The 20,842-nt window shown below is 64.6% G+C and carries 17 protein-coding genes; 7 read left to right on the top strand and 10 right to left on the bottom strand.

The window, feature by feature from the left end:
- Positions 1–31: 31 nt before the first annotated feature.
- On the top strand, positions 32–2,476 hold the full coding sequence (locus AC3WOS_RS10240; protein ID WP_492715825.1) for a TonB-dependent receptor: 2,445 nt from the start codon (positions 32–34) through the stop codon (positions 2,474–2,476).
- On the top strand, positions 2,476–3,720 hold the full coding sequence (locus AC3WOS_RS10235) for a glycerophosphodiester phosphodiesterase (RefSeq protein WP_492715824.1): 1,245 nt from the start codon (positions 2,476–2,478) through the stop codon (positions 3,718–3,720). Before AC3WOS_RS10240 ends, AC3WOS_RS10235 begins: the two co-directional genes overlap by 1 nt.
- 53 nt (positions 3,721–3,773) lie before the next feature.
- Here the strand turns inward: AC3WOS_RS10235 and AC3WOS_RS10230 are convergent, their stop codons facing one another.
- Positions 3,774–5,624 (bottom strand): methyl-accepting chemotaxis protein, encoded by a 1,851-nt coding sequence (locus tag AC3WOS_RS10230; RefSeq protein WP_492715823.1) that lies wholly within the window; start codon positions 5,622–5,624, stop codon positions 3,774–3,776.
- A gap of 447 nt (positions 5,625–6,071) precedes the next feature.
- Between AC3WOS_RS10230 and AC3WOS_RS10225 the strand changes: the two genes are divergently transcribed.
- From AC3WOS_RS10225 to AC3WOS_RS10215, 3 genes are read left to right on the top strand one after another with little or no spacing between them, the layout of a single operon-like run.
- Positions 6,072–7,112: an oxidoreductase gene (locus tag AC3WOS_RS10225; protein ID WP_492715822.1), complete on the top strand. Its 1,041-nt coding sequence runs from the start codon at positions 6,072–6,074 to the stop codon at positions 7,110–7,112.
- Positions 7,113–7,122: 10 nt separating this feature from the next.
- Positions 7,123–7,602 (top strand): heme-degrading domain-containing protein, encoded by a 480-nt coding sequence (locus tag AC3WOS_RS10220; RefSeq protein WP_492715821.1) that lies wholly within the window; start codon positions 7,123–7,125, stop codon positions 7,600–7,602.
- Positions 7,599–8,387 carry a DeoR/GlpR family DNA-binding transcription regulator gene (locus AC3WOS_RS10215; protein WP_492715820.1) on the top strand — a complete coding sequence of 263 codons (789 nt, stop codon included), beginning with the start codon at positions 7,599–7,601 and terminating at the stop codon, positions 8,385–8,387. The genes AC3WOS_RS10220 and AC3WOS_RS10215 overlap by 4 nt, the downstream gene beginning before the upstream one ends.
- Before the next feature lie 190 nt (positions 8,388–8,577).
- On the opposite strand, the gene panB is transcribed toward AC3WOS_RS10215, so the two are convergent.
- The 3 genes from panB to AC3WOS_RS10200 form a co-directional block, all read right to left on the bottom strand.
- Positions 8,578–9,408 (bottom strand): 3-methyl-2-oxobutanoate hydroxymethyltransferase, encoded by an 831-nt coding sequence (gene panB / locus AC3WOS_RS10210; RefSeq protein WP_492715819.1) that lies wholly within the window; start codon positions 9,406–9,408, stop codon positions 8,578–8,580.
- Between the two features lie 54 nt (positions 9,409–9,462).
- On the bottom strand, positions 9,463–9,903 hold the full coding sequence (locus AC3WOS_RS10205) for a PaaI family thioesterase (protein ID WP_492715818.1): 441 nt from the start codon (positions 9,901–9,903) through the stop codon (positions 9,463–9,465).
- Between the two features lie 65 nt (positions 9,904–9,968).
- Complete coding sequence (locus AC3WOS_RS10200) at positions 9,969–10,907, bottom strand: DMT family transporter (protein WP_492715817.1); 939 nt, start codon at positions 10,905–10,907, stop codon at positions 9,969–9,971.
- Between the two features lie 131 nt (positions 10,908–11,038).
- Here AC3WOS_RS10200 and AC3WOS_RS10195 point away from each other — a divergent pair, with 131 nt between their 5' ends.
- Positions 11,039–11,839: an AraC family transcriptional regulator gene (locus AC3WOS_RS10195; protein ID WP_492715816.1), complete on the top strand. Its 801-nt coding sequence runs from the start codon at positions 11,039–11,041 to the stop codon at positions 11,837–11,839.
- A 48-nt stretch (positions 11,840–11,887) separates the two neighbouring features.
- Here the strand turns inward: AC3WOS_RS10195 and ftsB are convergent, their stop codons facing one another.
- The 4 genes from ftsB to pyrG form a co-directional block, all read right to left on the bottom strand.
- A complete protein-coding gene (ftsB, locus tag AC3WOS_RS10190) occupies positions 11,888–12,205 on the bottom strand; it encodes a cell division protein FtsB (RefSeq protein WP_492715815.1) in 318 nt (105 codons plus the stop codon).
- A gap of 42 nt (positions 12,206–12,247) precedes the next feature.
- On the bottom strand, positions 12,248–13,531 hold the full coding sequence (eno, locus tag AC3WOS_RS10185; protein WP_492715814.1) for a phosphopyruvate hydratase: 1,284 nt from the start codon (positions 13,529–13,531) through the stop codon (positions 12,248–12,250).
- A gap of 290 nt (positions 13,532–13,821) precedes the next feature.
- Positions 13,822–14,676: a 3-deoxy-8-phosphooctulonate synthase gene (gene kdsA / locus AC3WOS_RS10180; protein ID WP_492715813.1), complete on the bottom strand. Its 855-nt coding sequence runs from the start codon at positions 14,674–14,676 to the stop codon at positions 13,822–13,824.
- Positions 14,673–16,367, bottom strand: coding sequence for a CTP synthase (gene pyrG, locus AC3WOS_RS10175; RefSeq protein WP_492715812.1), 1,695 nt, complete (start codon positions 16,365–16,367; stop codon positions 14,673–14,675). The genes kdsA and pyrG overlap by 4 nt, the downstream gene beginning before the upstream one ends.
- A gap of 243 nt (positions 16,368–16,610) precedes the next feature.
- On the opposite strand from pyrG, the gene AC3WOS_RS10170 reads away from it, so the two are divergent.
- Positions 16,611–17,030: a PRC-barrel domain-containing protein gene (locus AC3WOS_RS10170; RefSeq protein WP_492715811.1), complete on the top strand. Its 420-nt coding sequence runs from the start codon at positions 16,611–16,613 to the stop codon at positions 17,028–17,030.
- 62 nt (positions 17,031–17,092) lie between these two features.
- Here AC3WOS_RS10170 and AC3WOS_RS10165 read toward each other — a convergent pair whose 3' ends face one another.
- Together AC3WOS_RS10165 and AC3WOS_RS10160 are read right to left on the bottom strand one after the other, a co-directional pair.
- A complete protein-coding gene (locus tag AC3WOS_RS10165) occupies positions 17,093–17,563 on the bottom strand; it encodes a GNAT family N-acetyltransferase (RefSeq protein ID WP_492715810.1) in 471 nt (156 codons plus the stop codon).
- Between the two features lie 51 nt (positions 17,564–17,614).
- Positions 17,615–20,806 (bottom strand): error-prone DNA polymerase, encoded by a 3,192-nt coding sequence (locus tag AC3WOS_RS10160; protein WP_492715809.1) that lies wholly within the window; start codon positions 20,804–20,806, stop codon positions 17,615–17,617.
- Positions 20,807–20,842: the final 36 nt, after the last annotated feature.

Genomic DNA, 20,842 nt, shown 5'->3' with positions numbered 1-20,842 from the left:
CCCCCTCTAACGGAATTCCACTCAAGGCTTGATGATGATACGCACGACTCCCCGCGCCCGCTACAGTGCCATGGCCGCCTGCCTGGCAATCCTCAGTTTCCCGCTGGCGCCGATGGCCGCCAACGTGGCCGCCGCCGTGGCCGACATGGGCGCGCCCGACAGCGCCGCCCTGATCGCCGCCGACAGCTCGGCCGCCGCCGCCGACTATGCCACCGAGGCGGCCGCCACCGTCGGCCCCATCACGACGGTCGAAATCGCCACCCGCAAGACCCGCTCCTCGGTCGCCCTGGGCAAGGCCGACATGCAGAAGATCCTGCCCGGCGTGAATCCGTTGAAGGCGCTGCATACGCTGCCTGGCGTGAGCTTCCAGACGGCCGACCCGTGGGGCAACAACGAGCAGAACCTGTCGCTGTTCGTGCACGGCTTCAGCGGCCAGCAGCTGGGCTACACGATGGATGGCGTGCCGCTGGGCGACCAGCAGTACGGCAACTACAACGGCCTGTCGCCGCAGCGCGCCGTCATCAGCGAGAACGTCAGCAGCGTGATCCTGTCGTCCGGCGCGGGCGACCTGGCCACGGCTTCGACCAGCAACCTGGGCGGCACCATCGAAACCTTCTCGGCCGAGCCATCGGCCACGCGCGGCGCCACCGTGCAGCAGACCGTGGGCAGCTACCGTACTTCGCGCACCTATGCCCGCTATGACACGGGCAACTTCGGCAACGGCAACAGCGCCTACCTGTCGGCCATCCACCACGAAGCGCGGGCCTGGGACTTCCAGGGCCGCCAGGGCGGCGACCAGGTCAACGCCAAGTTCGTCAACCGCGGCGAGGCGGGCAAGCTGACCGTATTCTTCAACTATTCGGACAAGACCGAACCGAACGAGGACAGCACGGTCCACGTGGCCGGCGAAAAGGGCGCGCCCTACACCCGTCCCTTCCTGTACCCGGACTTCGCCGCCGCGCTGGCCTACCTGTCGCCCACCGGCGCCACCCCGGCCGCCGACGGCAACAACTACCGCAATTACTACAGCGACGCCCAGCGCACCGACTACCTGACCTACGCCAAATACGAGGCCAACCTGAGCGACGCCACCACCTGGTCCAACCAGGTCTACTACCATCACGATGACGGGGTGGGCGTGGTGGCCGGCCCCATCGGCGTGGCCGGCCTGCCCGGCCTGTTCAGCGTCTATTATCCGAACCAGAACCTCAAGCAGGTGTTCGGCAATTCCGGCTACGCCACCCGCACCACGGAATACGCGATCAACCGCGCCGGCCTGCTGTCGACCGTGCGCACGGAACTCGGCGACCATCAGCTGCAGGCCGGCCTGTGGCTCGAACATAACCGTTCGGAAGCCTACCGCCGCTGGTACGCGCTGGACGTGAACCACCCCAGCTCGCCATACGACCGACCCAGCGATCCGCTGATCACCCAATACGGCAGCGAGATCAACAACAAGGTGGCCCAGCTGCACGTGCAGGATGAATGGCGCGTGCGCCCCGGCCTGGCGCTGCAGGCCGGCTTCAAGTCCAGCCTGCAGTTCGCCGAGGGCCGCTTTCCCGTGCAGCCGGCCAAGGGCGCCATCGCCAACGGTTCGCTGGCCTTGCCGGAAGGCGAGATCATCACCAGGAAATGGTTCCTGCCGCAGGCCGGCTTGCGCTGGGATATCAGCGCCCAGGACCAGCTGTTCGTCAACGTGCAGAAGAACATGCGCCAGTTCGTCACCTACGGCGGCGGCGGCGCTTCGCCGTGGAGCCTGGCCAGCCAGCAGGCGTTCGACCTGTTCAAGGCCACGGCCAAGCCCGAAACGTCGGTCACGTATGAAGCGGGCCTGCGCAGCAGCCATATCCTGCCGGCCGGCCCCGTCACGGCCATCGACAGCCAGGTCAGCGTGTACCACGTGGACTTCAAGGACCGCCTGCTGCAGATCAGCCCCACGCCCGTGCTGCTGGCCATCATCGGCGGCAATCCCGTGCTGGCCAACGTGGGCAGCGTCAAGACGGACGGCATCGACCTGTCGGGCACCGTGCACTTCGGCCGCGCGTTCTCGTTCTACGATGCGCTGTCCTACAACCACTCCACCTACTCGGACAACTACAGCAACGGCGCGGCCATCGTGCCCACGGCCGGCAAATCGGTGCCAGGCAGCCCGGAGTGGATGAACAAGTTCGTCGCCACCGCCACCGTGGCCGACACGGAATTCCAGCTGATCGGCGACTACGTGGGCAAGCGCTACGCCACCTACACCAACGACTTGAGCGTGCCCAGCTACTTCCTGCTGAGCCTGGGCGTGTCCGGCAAGCTGCCATTCCTGAACGGCGGCGTGCTCAAGAACGCGCGCTACCGCGTCAACGTCAGCAACCTGCTGGACCGCAGCGGCAGCCTGAACGTGGTGGTGGGCGCGGCCGACAAGACCTACAATACCTTCCCTATCCCGCCGCGCCAGGCCTTCCTTACCGTGATGGCAGACTTCTGATGAGCACTTTCTACCCAAGCCGCCTGTCGCGCCGCGGCTTCATCCACGCGGCGGCGACCGCCACCGGCTGCGCCCTGCTGGCCCCGGCTACGGCGCTGGCCGCGGCGACGCAGGCATCGGCGCAGGCACTGGCGCAGGCATCAACGCAGGTATCAACGCAGGTATCAACGCAGGCATCAACGCAGGCATCGACGCAGGTAAGCGCGCCGGCACCGGCGCAGACATCGGCGCAGGCCAGGCCGCTCGTGTTCGGCCACCGGGGCGCCAGCGCGCTGCGGCCCGAGCATACGCTGGCTTCATACGCGCGCGCTATCGCCGACGGCGCCGACTACGTGGAGCCGGACCTGGTCTGCACCAAGGACGGCGTGCTGGTGGCCCGCCATGAAGCGAACCTGACCGAGACGACGGACGTGGCCAGCCGCGCCGAATACGCCAGCCGCCGCAGCCGCAAGACCATCGACGGCGAAACCCACGAGGGCTGGTTCGTCGACGACTTCACGCTGGCCGAGCTGAAGAGCCTGCGCGCCGTCGAGCGCCTGCCCGACGCCCGTCCCGGCAGCGCCCAGTACAACGGCCAGTTCCAGGTGGTGAGCTGGGAAGAGATCATCGACTTCGTGGCGGCCGAGTCGGCCGCGCGCGGGCGCGTGATCGGCCTGGTGCCGGAACTGAAAAGCTCCACCTATTTCGCCAGCGTGGGGTTGCCGCTGGAAGAGCGCTTCCTCGCCATCCTGGCCGGCCACGACTACACGCGCCGCAATCCGGTCGAGATCCAGTCGTTCGAGGTGGCCAACCTGAAATACCTGCGCGGCAAGCTGGGCCGGCGCGCCAACCTGCGCCTGATGCAGCTGGTGGTGCCCGACGCGGTGCGGCCCAGCGATATCGCGGCGGCCGGCGGCACGCTCACCTTCGCCCAAATGTGCACGCCAGCGGGCCTGCGCGACATCGCCGCCTATGCGGACGTGGTGGCACCGCCCACGCGCGCCATCATCCCGCTCGGCAAGGACGGCAAGCTGGGCCAGCCCAGCGCGCTGGTGGACGACGCCCACCGCGCGGGACTGCGGATAGAACCGTGGACCTTCCGTCCCGAGAACCGCTTCCTGGCGGCCGACTTCCGCGACGGCGCGGGCGACAACGTGCGCAACGAAGCGGGCTCCGTGGCCGAGATACGGCGTTACATCGCCACCGGGCTGGATGGTTTCTTCACGGACGATCCGGCGCTGGGCCGGCAAGCTGTGGACGCCTGAAACGCAACCGGCCCCGGCGCATACCGGGGCCAGCTGGCAACGCCCTGATGCCGCTAGAAGCGGGTGAAGTTACTTTCGTCCGGCTCCGTGACCAGCGCCGCCTTGCTGCTGCGGGCGCTGAAACTGCTGGTCGGACGCCGCGCCGGCTTGCCACCGCGGCGCGGCGCGGCGCGCCCCATCGCCCCGCCCTCGCCCAGCTTGAAGAAGGACATGGTCTGCTGCAGCTGCTCAGCCTGTCCGCTCATTTCCTCGGACGTGGCGGCCAGCTCTTCCGAGCTCGACGCGTTCTGCTGCGTGGTCTGGCTCAGCTGCCCCACGGCGCTGTTGATCTGGCCCACGCCGGACGACTGCTCTTCCGACGCCGCCGTAATCTCCTGCACCAGGTCCGACGTCTTGCGGATATTGGGCACCATCTGGTCCAGCAGGCGCCCCGCCTTTTCCGCCAGGTCCACGCTGCTGGTGGCCACTTGTTCGATTTCCTGCGCGGCCAGCTGGCTGCGCTCGGCCAGCTTGCGCACCTCGGCCGCCACCACGGCAAAGCCCTTGCCGTGCTGACCCGCGCGGGCCGCCTCAATGGCCGCGTTCAAGGCCAGCAGGTTAGTCTGGTAGGCGATATCGTCGATGATCTGGATTTTCTTGGCGATCTGCTTCATGGCCGACACGGTCGAGCGCACGGCCTCGCCGCCCTCCACCGCCTCGCGCGCGGCCTGGCTGGCCATGCCGTCCGTGACCTTGGCGTTCTCCGTGTTGGCGGCGATCGACGCCGTCATCTGCTCGATGGCGGCGCTGGTTTCCTCGGCGCCGGCGGCCTGCTCGCTGGCGGCCTGCGACAGCGTCTGCGCCGTGGCGCTGATTTCCTCGGACGCGCTGGCCAACGCTTCGGCGCTGCTGTTGACCTCGGCTACCACCTGGCCCAGCTTCTGCACCGTGTTGTTGCAGTATTCCTTGAGTTCGGCGAACGCGCCCTCGTAATCCTTGTCGATGACGCAATCGAGGTCGCCGTCGGCCACGGCCGCCATCATCCGCACCACATCGCTGATGCTGGCGCCGGTGGTGGTGACGAGGTTGTTGAGCGCCTCGCCCATCTCCTTCTGGAAGCCCTGCAAGCCCGTCATGTCCACCCGCGTGTCGAAGTTACCGTGGTTGGCGGCGTTCACCACCTGCGCCTGGCTGTCTATTATCTGGCGCAAGCTGGCGATCATGTGCCGCATGGCCGCCAGCAGCTTGCCTGTTTCGTCGCGCGCGCTGCTGTCCACCTCGATCGACAGGTCGCCCCGGGCCAGCGTTTCGGCCACCGTGACGGCGCGGCTGATGGGGCGCGTGATGCTCAGCGTGATCAGGACGCCGGAGGCGATCGTCAGCAGCACGCTCACGGCCAGCGTGATCAGCACGCGGGACTGGGCCTCGGCGCTCACGTCCGTCATCTTGAGGTCGGCCTGCTTGAGCGTCTCATCGGTTCTTGCCGTCAGGCTGACCAGGGCGGCCGAGATAGGCTTGTCGGCGCCGGCCACGGCCTTGTCCAGTTCGTTGGGATTGTCCGTCTTGGCCCGCATGGCGATCAAAGTCTGCATGTCGTGACGGTAGGCCGCCGCGCCGTCGCGCAGCTGGGTCATCAATTTTTCCTCGTCCGGGTGCAGCGCGCCGATGGCCTTGTAATCGTCCGCGATGCGCTCCACGGCCGACATGTCATTGCCGAATTTCTGGGCGTAATCGCCGCCGCGCAGCACGAAGTTCTTGAAGTGGTGGATGCCGTCGCCGAGGGCGATGGTGCCGCGGTTGACGGCGTTGCGCTTGGCCAGGGCATCGAGCTTGATGGACTTCCACTGGTCGTTCATGGCCGCCGTTTCCTGGATGGCGATCCAGCCCAGCGCCAGGGACAGCATGGTCAGCAGAAAAAACGCCATCCCCAGCCGGGTCCCGATTCGTACATTCGACAACATTGACGTCTCCTCATCGAGTGATTTGTTATTCCGTCAACTGCAGTTACTTGCTTTGTGTCAAATGTAATACTACCTTTATCCACACCATTTTGATACTTGCCATTCGCGCCTGAGTGGCCGATGCGACACGCCAGGCAGGCGCGCCGCCGCCCGTCGTATGGCACCATAGCTTTGACCGTCTTGTGGCGCGTCGTCCCTTCCCTTGAATATGCCAAGCACTTCGCCCATGGCGGCACTGGGCCGAACGCTCCAGTAATCGCAGTCGTCGCGGTCTCGTTGGAAGTGACAGGATGTTCAGCCTTCAAATCGAATCCAGGCACCGATGGCGTTCGACTGTAGGGCGGTGGACCGAGTATGATCGTGCAAATGACTTATAATCGGTAAGCGATTTGCAAAACAAAAGGATGAGTCATGCAGGAATATGCCCTAGGTCTAATCGGTTATGGCGTAGGCGGCGCCATTTTCCATGCCCCAATGATAAGCGCCACCCCTGGCCTGCGGCTGGCCCGCATCTCCAGCCGCAGCGCCAACCGAGACGAGGTGGCCCAGGCCTACCCCGGCGTGCAACTGGACGACACGCCGCAAGCGATGCTGGACGATCCCGGCATCGCGATGGTGGTGGTCTGCACGCCGAACGCCAGCCACTATGCGCTGGCCAAGGCCGCGCTCCAGGCGGGCAAGCATGTGGTGGTGGACAAGCCATTCGTACTGTCCGCCGCCGAGGGCGATGAGCTGGTGGCGCTGGCCAAGGAAAAGGGCCTGCTGCTAAGCGCCTATCAAAACCGGCGCTGGGACGGCGACTTCCTGACGTTGCGCCAAACCGTGGCATCGGGCGAACTGGGTCACATCCACACCTATCGCGCCCACTTCGACCGCTATGCGCCGCAAGTGAAGGCAGGCTGGAAGGGGCAAGCGCAGCCCGGATCGGGCGTGCTGTGGGACCTGGGCTCGCACCTGATCGACCAGGTCTTGCAATTGTTCGGCCTTCCGCGATCCGTTACGGCCCAGATATCAATCCAGCGCGAGGGCGCGCAAGCGGAGGATGCGTTCGAACTGGTGCTGGACTACGGCGACCGCAAGGCCGTGCTGCACGCAAGCGCGCTGGTGCGCGCTTGCGGGCCGCGCTATGAGGTACACGGTACGCGGGGCAGCTTTATCAAGTACGGCGTTGATACCCAGGAAGATACGCTCAAGGGCGGCGGCCGCCCCGGCGACGCCGGCTGGGGGCACGACCTGCCGGTCAACTACGCCACCATCACCGGCGCCGACGGCACCAGCCGCACGCTGCAAACCATCCCCGGCGATTACCGGGTCTATTATGGCGGCATCCACCTGGCCCTCGCCAAGGGCAAACCGGCGCCCGTGGCGGCCGAGGATGCGGTGGCCGTGGTGCGCGTGATCGAATGCGCCTACCGCAGCCACGGCGAACGGCGCACCATCGATTTCGCTTGACGAGGGCGACATGCAGACAGACTATGGCAACATGCTGGCGGCACTGGCCCGCGAAGAACAGGAATTGCAATTCTCCGCATTCTCGAACGGCGATGCGCTGGCCCTGGGCTTGATGCTGGTGGAGCGCGCCCGCGAACTAGGCAAGGCGGTCACGGTGGACATCACCCGCTATGGCCAGCAGCTGTTCCATCACGCGATGACGGGCACCACGCCCGACAACGGCCACTGGGTGCGCCGCAAGAACAACGTGGTGCAGCGCTATGGCCGCAGCTCCTGGCACGTGGGCACGCACTACCGCAGCAAGGGCAAAAGCTTCGAGGCCGACAGCGGCGTCGATCCGGCCGACTACGCCGCACATGGCGGCGCGTTCCCGCTGGCCTTGCGCGGCACCGGCGTGATCGGCACGGTCACAGTGTCCGGTTTGCCGCAGGAGGAAGATCACGACCTGGTGACATCCGTGCTGCGCGCCTACCTGGGTGCGCGGCCATGAACAAGCAAGGCACGCTGCCCCAGGCGGAAAGGCTCGAAGCGATCCGCGCTCACCTGGACCAATACTACCGCATCGGCATCGAGGATATCTGCAAGCTGTTCGGGGTGACGCGCGACACGGCCCGGCGCGACGTGGTGCGGCTGGATGCAGCCGGCCGCGCGCTGCGCGTGCGCGGCGGCGCGGTGCTGCCGCCGCAAAGCCGGCGGGTGGAGCAATACGAGCAGCGCACGGGCGCGTCCATCGCCAAGCAGGCTATCGGCCACGCGGCCGCCGGGCTGCTGTGCGACGGCGACCGCGTCCTGTTCGACACGTCCACCACGGTGCTGGCGGTGGCCCGCGCGACAACGGCGGCGTCATTGAGCGTGGTGACCAATTCGATCGACGTGGCCGAAGCCTTTGGCCAGACGGAAGGTGTGGAACTGCATGTGCTGGGCGGCCGCTTCAATGCCTGGCAGCGCAGCCTGGAAGGCGCGCAAACGCGACTGGGTGTGGCGCAGTACCAGTTCGATAAGCTGATCCTCGGCGCCTGCGCCATCGACCCGCTGGGCTTGACCTGTCCGTCGGACGAGGAAGCATCCCTCAAGCAAGCCATGATGGGCCAGGCGCGTCAGGTGATCGTGGTAGCGGACGGTTCCAAGTTCAGCAAGGCGTTCATGCACCGTCTGTGCGCGTTCGACGCCATCGACGTGCTGGTGACGGACCAGCCGCCGCCGGCCGCCATCGGCGCCGTGCTGGCCGATGTTGGCGTCCGGCTCATCGTCGCCGGGCAGGACACCGCGCCCTAGCGGCTGCCTGCGATCGGTCGGGCTGTCCTTGCATGAATATGCCTGCAAGGGCTGATCCAGATCTAATCGCGCCGTCGTCGACGCCGTTATTTCAAAGGGAGTCTGATGCATGATGGCCTCTTGTACAACCTACGCAGAGGGGTACCCGTATGACAACAGCGTATTTCTATTTCCGGCGCGTCCTCAAACGTTAGAAGCAATGCTCCGCCGCCGGGAATGACTTGTCCTTCACCGCGGCGACATAACTTCGAATGGCATTTTCAATGCTTGATTGGCCCGCCATGAAGTTGCGCACGAAACGCGCTTTCTTACCCGGAAAAACATCGAGCATGTCATGCATGACGAGCACCTGGCCGGAACAGTCCTGACCAGCCCCGATACCGATGGTAGGGATGACCAGCGCATCTGTCACCGCATTTCCCAACGTGGCGGGAATTGCCTCAAGCAGCAACATTGACGCGCCTGCAGCCTGAAGCGACAGGGCCTCCTCCTTCAGCCGCTGAGCCGCTTCAGCGCTTTTTCCTTGCACCTTGAACCCGCCGAGCTGGTGGACGTATTGCGGCATCAGGCCGAGATGCGCAAAGACCGGTATGCCGCGCGCCACCAGAAATCGTACGGTGTCACTGAGCCAAACTCCGCCTTCGAGCTTGACCATCTGGGCGCCGGCCCGCATCAGCTTGACGGCGTTCTCGTACGCGCACTCCGGCGTACCATATGTCCCGAAGGGCATATCGGCGGCCAGCAATGCTGTGCGGTTGCCGCGTGCGACGCATGCCGTATGGTAGGCAATGTCATCGATAGTGACACCGAGCGTCGTGCTGCGTCCTTGGCACACGTTGCCTAATGAGTCTCCAACAAGCAATATATCGACACCGCTCTTGTCCATCACGGACGCAAAGCTGGCGTCATAGCAAGTCAGCATCGCAATTTTTTCCCCAGCGCCTGCCATTTCCATCAACCGTGCAAGCGTCACGGCCTTGCCGCGGACGGCGTGTTCCTGCTCTTCAAGATATGCTGCCATTGCTATTTCCTCGACGATAAATCTGCGGTAGGACGGCTCCGCCTGGTTGAAATCCTATTTTTCCTGTCTTCCGTACATCACCATGATGGTCTGTTGCATCAGCGCGCAAAGTGTTTCCCGTTCGCCGCGCAGTGCAAATACTTCGGCCTGCGTCACGATCAGCGTCCGCCCAGGCCGGACCACACGTCCTCTCGCCACCAGCCGCTCGCCGTGCGCTGGCGCAACCAGGTTCATTTTGTATTCGACAGTAAGGACAGAAGCATCGTTCGGCACCAGCGTCATGGCTGCATAGCCGGCGGCTGAATCAGCGATCATCCCGACCACGCCACCATGGATAAAACCATGCTGCTGCTCGATGCCGTCCCAATGCTTCAGATGAATTTCGGTCTGGCCTGGTTCGACCACGGGCAATGTGGCCCGTATCAAGGCCATGGCGCTTTGCAGTGCAAAACTGGCCTGAACTCTTTCTCTCATCGAGGCATGAATGTCAGACATGGCAAGCCCTCCTTCCTAAAAATAGGCGACCTATCCCGTGCTGCGCGAAATGCCCAGGTTCGGGACTATTTAGTCTTCACCAACTTTACCAGCAATAAGCGCGGCTCCAGCCATTCGTAGCAGCTGACGCAGATGATGCCAGCGACGACGAAGCACGCGCCAACCAAGAATCCAGCATTAATTCTTTCGTTCAATAGCCATGCACCCAGGGCGACGCCAAACAGCGGTGTCATGAAGGAGAAGGCACCGAGCCTGGACGCCAGGTATCGGCGTAGCAAGGCGAACCATGCTAGCAAGCTCAAGAACGAAACTATCACTGATTGAAAAATCAGGTTGGCAACCAGGCGCGGTGTTGGGTCGAATGACCATTGCCCTAGCACCAGGGCGGCCGACGTAAGCACGACAAAAGCGACTGCCAACTGGAAGATTGTTGTTTGAGACGCGGAAACCCGCGCCAGGCCGGAGCATCGCACCAGTACGGTGGTAGCGCCCCACACTGCCCCCGCAAACAAGCACAATGCGTCCCCCAACAAGGAAGTGGCATTGCCAGAATCCTGCCCGTTGGCCGGTGATGTAAAGGCGATCACGATGCCAGCGAACGCAAGCAGGATGCCCAGCCATTGGAATGGCGTCAAACGTTCCGAGCGCAGGTTGAAATGTAGCCCTACGGACGCGAAAAGCGGCCCAGTATAAAGAAAGACTACGCCATGGGCGGAACTGGTAAGGCGAAGGCCAGCGCCAAGCAGGAGATACTCCATGGCGAATAACACCCCGGCCCCCAGTCCCGCGCGCCAAGGCAAGGACGGGGAAATTAGCTTTTCCCGGCGAAGGAGCATGAAGATGCCCACAAGGACAGCGGCGATGCCAGACCGAAGCGCAACTTGCAGGATCGGGCTTGCATCGAGAGCCGTCGCTTTCAGGCCGATCTGCTGCATGCTCCATACGAGACAGAGCACGGTCATAGCGACAGCCGCTTGCCCATCCATATTCTTATGCGCGCTCATGAGGCATCCTTTCAAGACAAAGCGCATTATCTGTCAGGCGGCTTTTCTTGATATAGTGAGAATCCGCCAAAACATCGCTCGTTTCGGTCGGCATCAAAATCAATCCCGTCACCGATAAAGGATGGTCAGTCGTGCAAAAGAGAACACAGAAGGTCCTGGTCGCACCATTCGCAAAGGAGCTTCCTGCGACAATTTTCTTTCGCAGCGCGCCCATGCCCGCGGACGGCATCTACCCGACACATAACCATCCTTGGGGGGAATTCGTATTTGCCGTCAGCGGCATCATCGAGGTGCAGTTTGTGGGAGGCCACTACCTGGTACCGCCACAGTACGGAATATGGCTGCCGCCGAATCTCGAGCATCTTGGGCAAAATCGCAAGGCGGCATGGCACAGCGCAGTCTATGTCAGTGCGGCGCTGTGCGCGGCATTCCCCACCGAAGTTACCGCCCTGGCGGTCACGCCCCTGATACGCGAGATGCTGGAGCATCTGCGTCAGCACCCACCCGGTGTACCGCCCGCGGAAGACGAGGCCCGATTTCTAAAAGTGCTCGTCGACATGCTCGCCCGGGCGGAAAGAGTGGGAAGTTACCTCCCAACCTCTGACGACCCTGTAGTTCTGGAAGTACTCAGCATGCTGGAGAACTGCCCTGGCGACAGCCGTTCTCTGGCTGAGCTGGCGGCCCATGCAAACACCAGTGAGCGTACCCTGATGCGTCGCTGTCAGCGCGACCTCGGGATGACCTTTGCCGAATGGCGGCAAAGGCTGAGGGTCGTTAAGGCCATGCCTTTGCTGGCGGAAGGACGGACGGTCGAAAGCATCGCGTTGGATTTCGGATATTCCAGCTCGTCAGCGTTCATTTCCATGTTTCGCCGTTTGACTGGAGAAACGCCTGACGAGTATCGAAAGCGCACGCATGGGCTATTACGCTGATGGCGCCCACGGCCGCCATTGGGCCGGGCTGGGTGTCGCAAAAGTGGTCTATTGCGCCGGTACGGGAGCGGCCGGGGTGGCGGACGTGGCCTGGCCCTTGCCGACGATCTGGATGAAGATTTCGTTCTGCTTGATCATGCTGAGCTCATAGCGAGCCCGTTCTTCGACGGCGCCCGTGCCGTCCTTGAGGTCGCGCACTTCGGAGTCGAGCTTGGCGTTGCGGGCGATCAGTTCCGCGTTTTTCTTGTGGGCCGCTTCCACCTGCCCCTCGTAATCGGCCACGCGCAGCCAGCCCCCCTTCCCCAGCCATAGTGGGTACTGTATCAGCAGCAGCAAGGCCGCCAGTGCGAGGGTGATCAGACGCATGGTGTGAAAAAGCGGCCGGATCGCTCCGGCCGCATGGTACGGTTACTTCAGATTATAGAACGCATCGCGGCCAGGGTAGGAAGCGATATCGCCCAGGTCTTCCTCGATCCGCAGCAGCTGGTTGTACTTGGCCATGCGGTCCGAACGGGACATGGAGCCGGTCTTGATCTGCAGCGCGTTCATGCCCACGGCGATGTCGGCGATGGTCGAATCTTCCGTCTCGCCCGAACGGTGCGAGATCACGGCCGTGTAACCGGCGCGCTTGGCCATTTCGATGGCGGCGAAGGTCTCGGTCAGGGTGCCGATCTGGTTGATCTTGATCAGGATCGAGTTGGCGATGCCCTTCTGGATGCCTTCCTTCAGGATCTTGGTGTTAGTGACGTACAGGTCGTCGCCCACCAGCTGGACTTTCTTGCCCAGTTCCTTGGTCAGGATAGCCCAGCCGTCCCAGTCGCCTTCGGCCATCGCGTCTTCGATCGAGATGATGGGGTACTTGTCGCACCAGGTGGCCAGCAGGTTGGTGAACTCGGTGGCCGTCAGGCTCAGGCCTTCGCCTTCCAGCTGGTACTTGCCATCCTTGTAGAACTCCGAAGCGGCGCAGTCCAGGCCCAGCGCGATCTGGGTGCCTGGCTCGTAGCCGGCTTCTTCGATGGCCTGGATGATCAGCTTGATCGCTTCTTCGTGGTTGGCCACGGACGGTGCGAAGCCGCCTTCATCGCCCACGGCGGTGGTCAGGCCCTTCTTGTGCAGGATCTTCTTGAGCGTGTGGAACACTTCGGCGCCGTAGCGGATCGCTTCCTTGAACGACGGTGCGCCCACGGGAATGATCATGAATTCCTGGATGTCCAGGTTGTTGTCGGCGTGCGCGCCGCCGTTGATGACGTTCATCATCGGCACGGGCAGCTGCATGGCGCCCGAACCGCCGAAGTAACGGTACAGCGGCAGGCCCGCTTCTTCCGCGGCGGCCTTGGCGACAGCCATCGACACGGCCAGCATGGCGTTGGCGCCCAGGCGGCCCTTGTTTTCCGTGCCGTCCAGGTCGATCAGGGTACGGTCCAGGAAGGCTTGCTCATTGGCGTCCAGGCCCATGATGGCTTCCGAGATTTCCGTGTTGATGTTCTCGCATGCCTGCAGCACGCCCTTGCCGAAGTAGCGCTTGGGGTCGCCGTCGCGCAGTTCGATCGCTTCGCGCGAACCGGTCGAGGCGCCCGACGGGACGGCGGCGCGGCCCATCACACCCGATTCCAGCAGAACGTCGCATTCCACGGTCGGATTGCCGCGCGAGTCAATGATTTCACGGCCGATAATATCAACAATAGCACTCATGTCATTCTCCAAAGGTTAGGCGTAACGGTTCGCGCACTGCGTCTGCTGCGCAATTTGCGGTTTAGTGTGGTGCTGCATGCTTGGGGCCGCTTATAAAAATGATGCATTTGTGCGCCAGGCTAGGCGCAAACCGGAGCGATAGCGGGCTATCGCGAGGATTTGCAACGACGCATGGCACGCAAAGGCGCATTTTTATGCGGCAACAAGCATGCAACACCACACTTGTGTAACGGGACGTTGTCCGGTGCGCGCGGTATGTCGGGCGCCGGACAAGGACCGGCTTGCTGCAATTAGTTGAAGCTGGATTCCAGGAAGCCGGCTTTCTTGGTGATGCGGTCGAGCTCGATCAAGGTCGACAGCAGTTCCTTCATGCGGCCCAGCGGCACGGCGTTGGGACCGTCCGACAGGGCGGTAGCCGGCGTCGGGTGGGTTTCCATGAACAGGCCTGCCACGCCCACGGCCACGGCCGCGCGCGCCAGCACCGGCACGAATTCGCGCTGGCCGCCCGACGAGGTGCCCTGGCCACCGGGCAGCTGCACCGAGTGGGTGGCATCGAACACGACCGGGCAGTTGGTTTCGCGCATGATGGCCAGCGAACGCATATCCGACACCAGGTTGTTGTAGCCGAAGGACACGCCGCGCTCGCACGCCATGAACACATCGTCCGGCAGGCCGGCGGCCTGGGCCGCGGCACGCGCCTTGTCGATCACGTTCTTCATGTCGGTCGGCGCCAGGAACTGGCCCTTCTTGATGTTGACCGGCTTGCCCGACTGGGCGCAGGCCGTGATGAAGTCCGTCTGGCGGCACAGGAAGGCCGGCGTCTGCAGCACGTCCACCACCGACGACACGGCCGCGATCTCTTCGATCGAGTGCACGTCCGTCAGCACCGGCACGCCCAGCTCGCGTTTGACGTCGCCCAGGATTTCCAGGCCCTTGTCCATGCCGGGACCGCGGTAGGAAGTGCCCGAGGAACGGTTGGCCTTGTCGAACGAGGACTTGTAGATGAAGGGAATGCCCAGCTCGGCCGTCATTTCCTTGAGCGCGCCGGCCGTGTCGAACGCCATCTGGCGCGATTCGATCACGCAGGTGCCGGCGATCAGGAAGAACGGCTGGTCGAGGCCGACGTCAAATCCGCACAGTTTCATGCTGCATCTCCTTGCAGGTCGCCTTCTTTCACAGCGTGCAGGCGGGGCTTGCCGCTGGCAGCCTGGTGCGCGAGGGCGGCCTTGATGTAGGACGTGAACAGCGGATGGCCGTCACGCGGGGTGGACTTGAACTCGGGGTGGTACTGCACGCCCATATACCATGGGTGGGCGTTCTCGCCCGTACGGGGCAGTTCCATGATTTCGCACAAGTCTTCGGTCGGGGTGCGGGCCGCCACGATCAGGCCAGCAGCTTCCACGCGCGGCAGGTAGTGGTTGTTCGCTTCGTAACGGTGACGGTGACGCTCGGTCACCACGCCGCCGTAGATCTCGGACGCCAGCGTGCCCGGCTTGACGGCGCAGGTTTGCGCGCCCAGGCGCATGGTGCCGCCCATGTCGGAATTTTCGTCGCGCTTTTCGACCTTGCCGTCCTGGCCTTGCCATTCGTCGATCAGGGCCACCACGGGCTGGTCGGTGTCCAGGTCGAACTCGGTCGAGTTGGCGTTGGCCAGGCCGGCCTTGTGGCGCGCGTATTCGATCAGCGCCACCTGCATGCCCAGGCAGATGCCCAGGTAAGGGATCTTGTGTTCACGGGCGAACTGGGCCGCCATGATCTTGCCTTCCACGCCGCGCTTGCCGAAGCCGCCCGGCACCAGGATGGCGTCGTACTTGGCCAGCTCGGCGCAGCCGCGCGTTTCGATCTCTTCCGAGTCGATGTATTCGATGTTGACGCGTGCCTCGTTGTGGATGCCGGCGTGGCGCAGCGCTTCCGTCAGCGACTTGTACGACTCGGTCAGTTCCACATACTTGCCCACCATGCCGATGGACACTTCCGACTTCGGATGCTCCAGCGTGTAGATCAGCTTGCTCCACATGGACAGGTCGGCCGGGGCCGGATCCAGGTCCAGCGCTTCGCAGATGATGGCGTCCAGGCCCTGGTCGTGCAGCATCTGCGGCACTTTGTAGATGGTGTCCACGTCCCACACGGAGATCACGGCCTGCTCTTCGATGTTGGAGAACAGCGAGATCTTGGCCCGTTCATCGTCCGGGATGGGGCGGTCGGCACGGCACAGCAGCGCGTTGGGCGAGATGCCGATTTCGCGCAGTTTCTGCACCGAGTGCTGGGTGGGCTTGGTTTTCAGTTCACCGGCCGAGGCGATGTAAGGCACCAGGGTCAGGTGCACGAAGGCCGTGTTCTTGCGGCCGGCGCGCAGGCTCAACTGACGGGCCGCTTCCAGGAACGGCAGCGACTCGATGTCGCCCACCGTGCCGCCGATTTCGCACAGGGCCACGTCGTAGCCTTCCGCGCCGCGGCGGATGTAGTCCTGGATTTCGTTGGTGATGTGGGGAATCACTTGCACCGTCTTGCCCAGGTACTCGCCCCGGCGTTCCTTGCGGATCACCGATTCGTAGATCTGGCCGGTGGTGAAGTTGTTCACCTTTTTCATGCGGGTGGAGATGAAACGCTCGTAGTGGCCGAGGTCGAGGTCGGTTTCCGCCCCGTCGTCGGTGACGAACACTTCACCGTGTTGCATAGGGCTCATCGTGCCAGGATCGACGTTGATGTACGGGTCGAGCTTGAGCATGGTGACTTTGAGGCCGCGCGATTCGAGGATCGCGGCGAGAGAGGCGGCGGCAATCCCTTTACCCAGGGAAGACACGACGCCGCCAGTGACGAAGACAAATTTGGTCATTGCAGATGGTGCCGAATGGCACGTGCGGGAAATTGAAATTATAGCCTAAACTGAGTCATTCTTCATCATTCCCACCCGAAAATTCCCGTTCCAGGCGTAGACTCGGAGCAAAAACGGGGCGGGAAATAGCCAGATATTTAATTTCTTTTAGACATCATTGCCTTTCCGGCAGCAGTGTGAAGCACCGAACCGACCGGCATGCCGGACGGGACCAAACTAGCAACTCACTCCAGGGAGGTCACCATGCACTACGAAGACCGCGATGCCGACGGCGCCTACGTGGACACGGGCCACCACGGCCCCGGCCCCGACCTGATGGGCGCCGGCACCCTGATCGGCGACCCGGTGCGCAACCTCAAGGGCGAACACCTGGGCCAGATCCGGGAAATCATGCTCGACACCCGCAACGGTACCATCGCCTACGCCGTCATGGCGCACGGCGGCGTGTTCCGCCTGGGCGCCAAGCTGTTTGCCGTACCGTGGCAGGCGCTGACGCTGGATCCGGCCAGCAAGGGCTTCACGCTCAATATCGACAGGCAGCGGCTCGACCAGGCGCCCGGCTTCGACCCCGAGCACTGGCCCAACATGGCCGATCCGGCCTGGGCCGCGCAAATCCACCGCTATTACGCGAGCCCGCCAGACCAGGGCGCCGGCCTCAGCTGACCACGGCTGCCGCCATTGTGGCCGGCGCCGTGGCCGGCCGGCTATGGCTGTGCATATACCTGCTATGCGCAGGGCGGCAAGTGCATGGGCACCCAGGCGATGCCGCCCTCCTCCACCCGCGGCCCCGTGGGCAGGAAGCCCCAGCGCTGGTACATGGGCAAGGCATAGTCGGACGAATTGACGGTGAAGCCCACCGTATTGCCCGCCACCAGGGCCGCCGTGCGGGCGGCCAGCCACAGCTGGCGTCCCAGGCCGCAACCGTGGAATTCGCGCGCCACGAACAGGTGGAACAGATGGCTGCGGTCGCGCACGGCCACGGCGCCGGCCAGCGCGGAGCCGATAAAGCCCATGAGATAGTGGTAGCGGGGCTGGCTCAGATAGCCGGCAATGGCCGGCTCGGCCATGCTCTCCATGAAACGTTCGGCGCCAGCGCCATCGGCGTCCAGCGTCATGTAAGGCATCAGGTCGGCGATCAGGGCACTGATGGCCGCCGCATCTTCCGGCATGGCCGGACGCAATGTTAAAGTTTTCATAATGCTATTTTGCCATCACCGGCATGCTGTTTGGAAGGTGTTAGCGGGATTTCAGCAAAAATCCCGGCTTATCGTGGGCAAGCGCCCCAACAAATGTGACATATCGACCAGCCGCTTGGCCACCAGGTGGCAGACCGTCCCCTCCCGCTGCCACACGCCATACACGCCCAACAGGGCCGCGCTGAGCACTTCGCGCCGCTGCTGCTCGACCAGGGCCGGCCACACGATCACGTTCACATTGCCCGTCTCGTCCTCGAGGGTGATGAACAGCACGCCCTTGGCCGTGCCGGGCCGCTGGCGCACGGTGACGATGCCGCAGCCGCGCGCCAGCTGGCCGTTGCGGTAGCCCTGCAAGGTGGACGCGGGCAGGAAACGCTGCTCCAGCAGTTGCGGGCGCAGCAGGGCCAGCGGGTGGCGCCCCAGCGTCAGCCCCTGGGCCCGGTAGTCGCCCAGGATGGTGTCGCCTTCCGACGGCGCGGCCAGCACCGGCACTTCCTCGTCGGGCGTGGTGGGGCGCAGCAAGTCCTTGTCCGGCACGGCGCCCACGGCTTGCCACAAGGCCTGGCGGCGGTGGCCGGCCAGCTGCTGCAGGGCGTTGCCGCCGGCCAGCACCTGCAAGTCGTGCCGGTCCAGCCCGGCGCGCCGGGCCAGGTCGGCCACGGAGGCGAACGGCCGCACGGCGCGCGCGTCCTCGATGCGCTGGGCCGGCTCGGCCCGCATGCCGCGCAGCAGCGACAGGCCCAGCCGCACGGCCGGCTGACCCCGCGTGCCGGCCGGTTCTTCCAGCGTCGACTCCCAGCCGCTCACGGCCACGTCCACCGGCCGCACCACCACGCCGTGCCGCTTGGCATCCTGCACCAGCTGCGACGGGCCGTAAAAACCCATGGGCTGGCTGTTGAGCAGGGCGCACAGGAAGGCGGCCGGCTCATGGCACTTGAGCCAGGAACTGGCGTAGGTCAGCAGCGCGAAACTGGCCGCGTGCGATTCGGGAAAACCGTATTCGCCAAAGCCCTGGATCTGGCTGCAGATGGCTTCGGCAAAATCGAGTTCGTAGCCGCGCGCCGTCATGCCCTCGATGATGCGGTCGTGGTATTTGTCCATGCCGCCCTTGCGCTTCCAGGCCGCCATGGCGCGCCGCAGCTGGTCGGCGTCGCCCGGCGAAAAACCGGCCGCCAGGATGGCCACCTGCATCACCTGTTCCTGGAAGATGGGCACGCCCAGCGTGCGGCCCAGGGCCGTTTCCAGCCCGGGCGGGAATTGCACCAGCTCCGGATGCATGCGCCGCTGCAGATACGGGTGCACCATGCCGCCCTGGATGGGGCCGGGCCGCACCAGCGCCACCTCGATCACCAGGTCGTAGAACTGGCGCGGGCGCAGGCGCGGCAGCATGCTCATCTGCGCGCGCGACTCGATCTGGAACACGCCGATGGTGTCGGCCTCGCACATCATGTCGTAGGTGGCCGGGTCTTCGGCCGGCACGTCCTGCATGCTGAACACGGACTGGCGCTGCTGGCCCACCAGGTCGAACGCGCGGCGCAGGGCCGACAGCATGCCCAGCGCCAGCACGTCCACCTTGAGCAGGCCCAGCTCTTCCAGGTCGTCCTTGTCCCACTGGATCACGCTGCGCCCTTCCATGGTCGCGTTCTCCACCGGCACCAGGCGCGACAGCTTGCCCTGGGCGATCACGAAGCCGCCCGGATGCTGCGACAGGTGGCGGGGAAAACCCAGCAGGCTCTGGGCCAGCGTGGCCCACTGGCGGGCCAGCCGCGAGGTGGGGTCCAGGCCGCATTCGGCCAGCCGGTTCAGCAGGTCGCGCTTGCCGTCGAACCAGTGGTGCGACTTGGCCACCTTTTCCACGATGGCCAGGTCCACGCCCAGCGCCTTGCCGCTGTCGCGCAGGGCGCTCTTGGGCCGGTAGCTGATCACCACGGCCGCCAGCGCGGCCCGCGTGCGGCCGTATTTCTGGTAGATGTACTGGATCACTTCCTCGCGCCGCTGGTGTTCGAAGTCGACGTCGATGTCGGGCGGCTCGGCCCGCTCGCGGGAAATGAAGCGCTCCACCAGCAGGTTGCCCCGCGCCGGGTCCACTTCCGTGATGTGCAGGCAGTAGCACACGGCCGAGTTGGCCGCCGAGCCCCGGCCCTGGCACAGGATGCCGATCGAGCGGGCGTAGCGCACGATGTCGTAGACGGTGAGGAAGTACGGCTCGTAGCGCAGCGCTTCGATCAGTTCCAGCTCGTGCTCGATCTGCTGCTGCACCTTGGCCGGAATGCCGTCCGCAAAACGCTGGTGGGCGCCGATATAGGTTTCCTGGCGCAGGTAGCTGGTGGGCGTGTGGCCGGGCGGCACCAGCTCGTCCGGATATTCGTAGCGCAGCTCGTCGAGCGAAAAGCGGCACAGGCCGGCGATGCGCACCGTCTCGGCCAGCGCCGCTGCCGGATACAGGTTGGCCAGCCGCAGGCGCGGACGCAGGTGCTGCTCGGCGTTCTGGGCCAGCGCATAACCGCACTCGCCCACCGGCTTGCCGATGCGCACCGCGCACAGGGTGTCGTGCAGCGGCTTGCGCGAGCGCACGTGCATGCACACGTGGCCCACGGCCACCACGGGCAGGCCATGCTGCACGGCCACTTCGGCCAGGCTGATGCGGTGCGCCTCGTCGAAGGCCCGCTGCAGCAGGTTCAGCCCCACCCAGGCCCGGCCGGGAAAGGTGACCGCCAGCCACGCCGCCTGGGTGTGCAGCCGGTCCACGTCGCCGGGCTGGTGGGCCGGGTAATGGGGCAGCAGGATCAGCAGGCAATCGGGCAAGCCTTGCAGGTGGGCATACTCGGACGGGGGCGCGGCCAGGTCGTCCGGCGTCAGCAGATAGGTGCCCTTGGCGGCCCGCGTGCGCCCTATCGTGATCAGTTCGGCCAGGTTGCCGTAGCCGTTGCGGTTCTGCGCCAGCGCCACCAGCGACAGCGCCACCTGGCCGTCCGCCCGCCGCAGCTGGAACGAGGCGCCGACCAGCAGCGGCAGGCCGGCACGCTTCGCTTCCGCATGGGCCCGCACCACGCCGGCCAGCGAGCACTCGTCCGTCAGGGCCAGCGCCGCATAGTCGAGCTGGGCTGCGCGCGCGACCAGTTCCTCCGCATGGGAAGCCCCCTGCAGGAACGAGAAGTTCGACAGGCAGTACAGCTCGGCATAGGCCGGCAGGCCGGCAGGCGGCGGCGATGGCGGCGGCGGTGGAGGAAGGGTGGCGGACATGACATTGATACTGTGTTTATATACAGTATTTTACCG

The organism is Rugamonas sp. FW305-51 (genome assembly GCF_058786935.1).
This window is presented reverse-complemented; position numbering and strand designations above follow the sequence as displayed.

Coding starts and splice junctions, on each gene's coding strand:
- AC3WOS_RS10240 (WP_492715825.1), top strand. CDS start 32: ATGATGATACGCACGACTCCCCGCGCCCGCTACAGTGCCATGGCCGCC.
- AC3WOS_RS10235 (WP_492715824.1), top strand. CDS start 2,476: ATGAGCACTTTCTACCCAAGCCGCCTGTCGCGCCGCGGCTTCATCCAC.
- AC3WOS_RS10230 (WP_492715823.1), bottom strand. CDS start 5,624: ATGGCGTTTTTTCTGCTGACCATGCTGTCCCTGGCGCTGGGCTGGATC.
- AC3WOS_RS10225 (WP_492715822.1), top strand. CDS start 6,072: ATGCAGGAATATGCCCTAGGTCTAATCGGTTATGGCGTAGGCGGCGCC.
- AC3WOS_RS10220 (WP_492715821.1), top strand. CDS start 7,123: ATGCAGACAGACTATGGCAACATGCTGGCGGCACTGGCCCGCGAAGAA.
- AC3WOS_RS10215 (WP_492715820.1), top strand. CDS start 7,599: ATGAACAAGCAAGGCACGCTGCCCCAGGCGGAAAGGCTCGAAGCGATC.
- panB (WP_492715819.1), bottom strand. CDS start 9,408: ATGGCAGCATATCTTGAAGAGCAGGAACACGCCGTCCGCGGCAAGGCC.
- AC3WOS_RS10205 (WP_492715818.1), bottom strand. CDS start 9,903: ATGTCTGACATTCATGCCTCGATGAGAGAAAGAGTTCAGGCCAGTTTT.
- AC3WOS_RS10200 (WP_492715817.1), bottom strand. CDS start 10,907: ATGAGCGCGCATAAGAATATGGATGGGCAAGCGGCTGTCGCTATGACC.
- ftsB (WP_492715815.1), bottom strand. CDS start 12,205: ATGCGTCTGATCACCCTCGCACTGGCGGCCTTGCTGCTGCTGATACAG.
- eno (WP_492715814.1), bottom strand. CDS start 13,531: ATGAGTGCTATTGTTGATATTATCGGCCGTGAAATCATTGACTCGCGC.
- kdsA (WP_492715813.1), bottom strand. CDS start 14,676: ATGAAACTGTGCGGATTTGACGTCGGCCTCGACCAGCCGTTCTTCCTG.
- pyrG (WP_492715812.1), bottom strand. CDS start 16,367: ATGACCAAATTTGTCTTCGTCACTGGCGGCGTCGTGTCTTCCCTGGGT.
- AC3WOS_RS10170 (WP_492715811.1), top strand. CDS start 16,611: ATGCACTACGAAGACCGCGATGCCGACGGCGCCTACGTGGACACGGGC.
- AC3WOS_RS10165 (WP_492715810.1), bottom strand. CDS start 17,563: ATGAAAACTTTAACATTGCGTCCGGCCATGCCGGAAGATGCGGCGGCC.
- AC3WOS_RS10160 (WP_492715809.1), bottom strand. CDS start 20,806: ATGTCCGCCACCCTTCCTCCACCGCCGCCGCCATCGCCGCCGCCTGCC.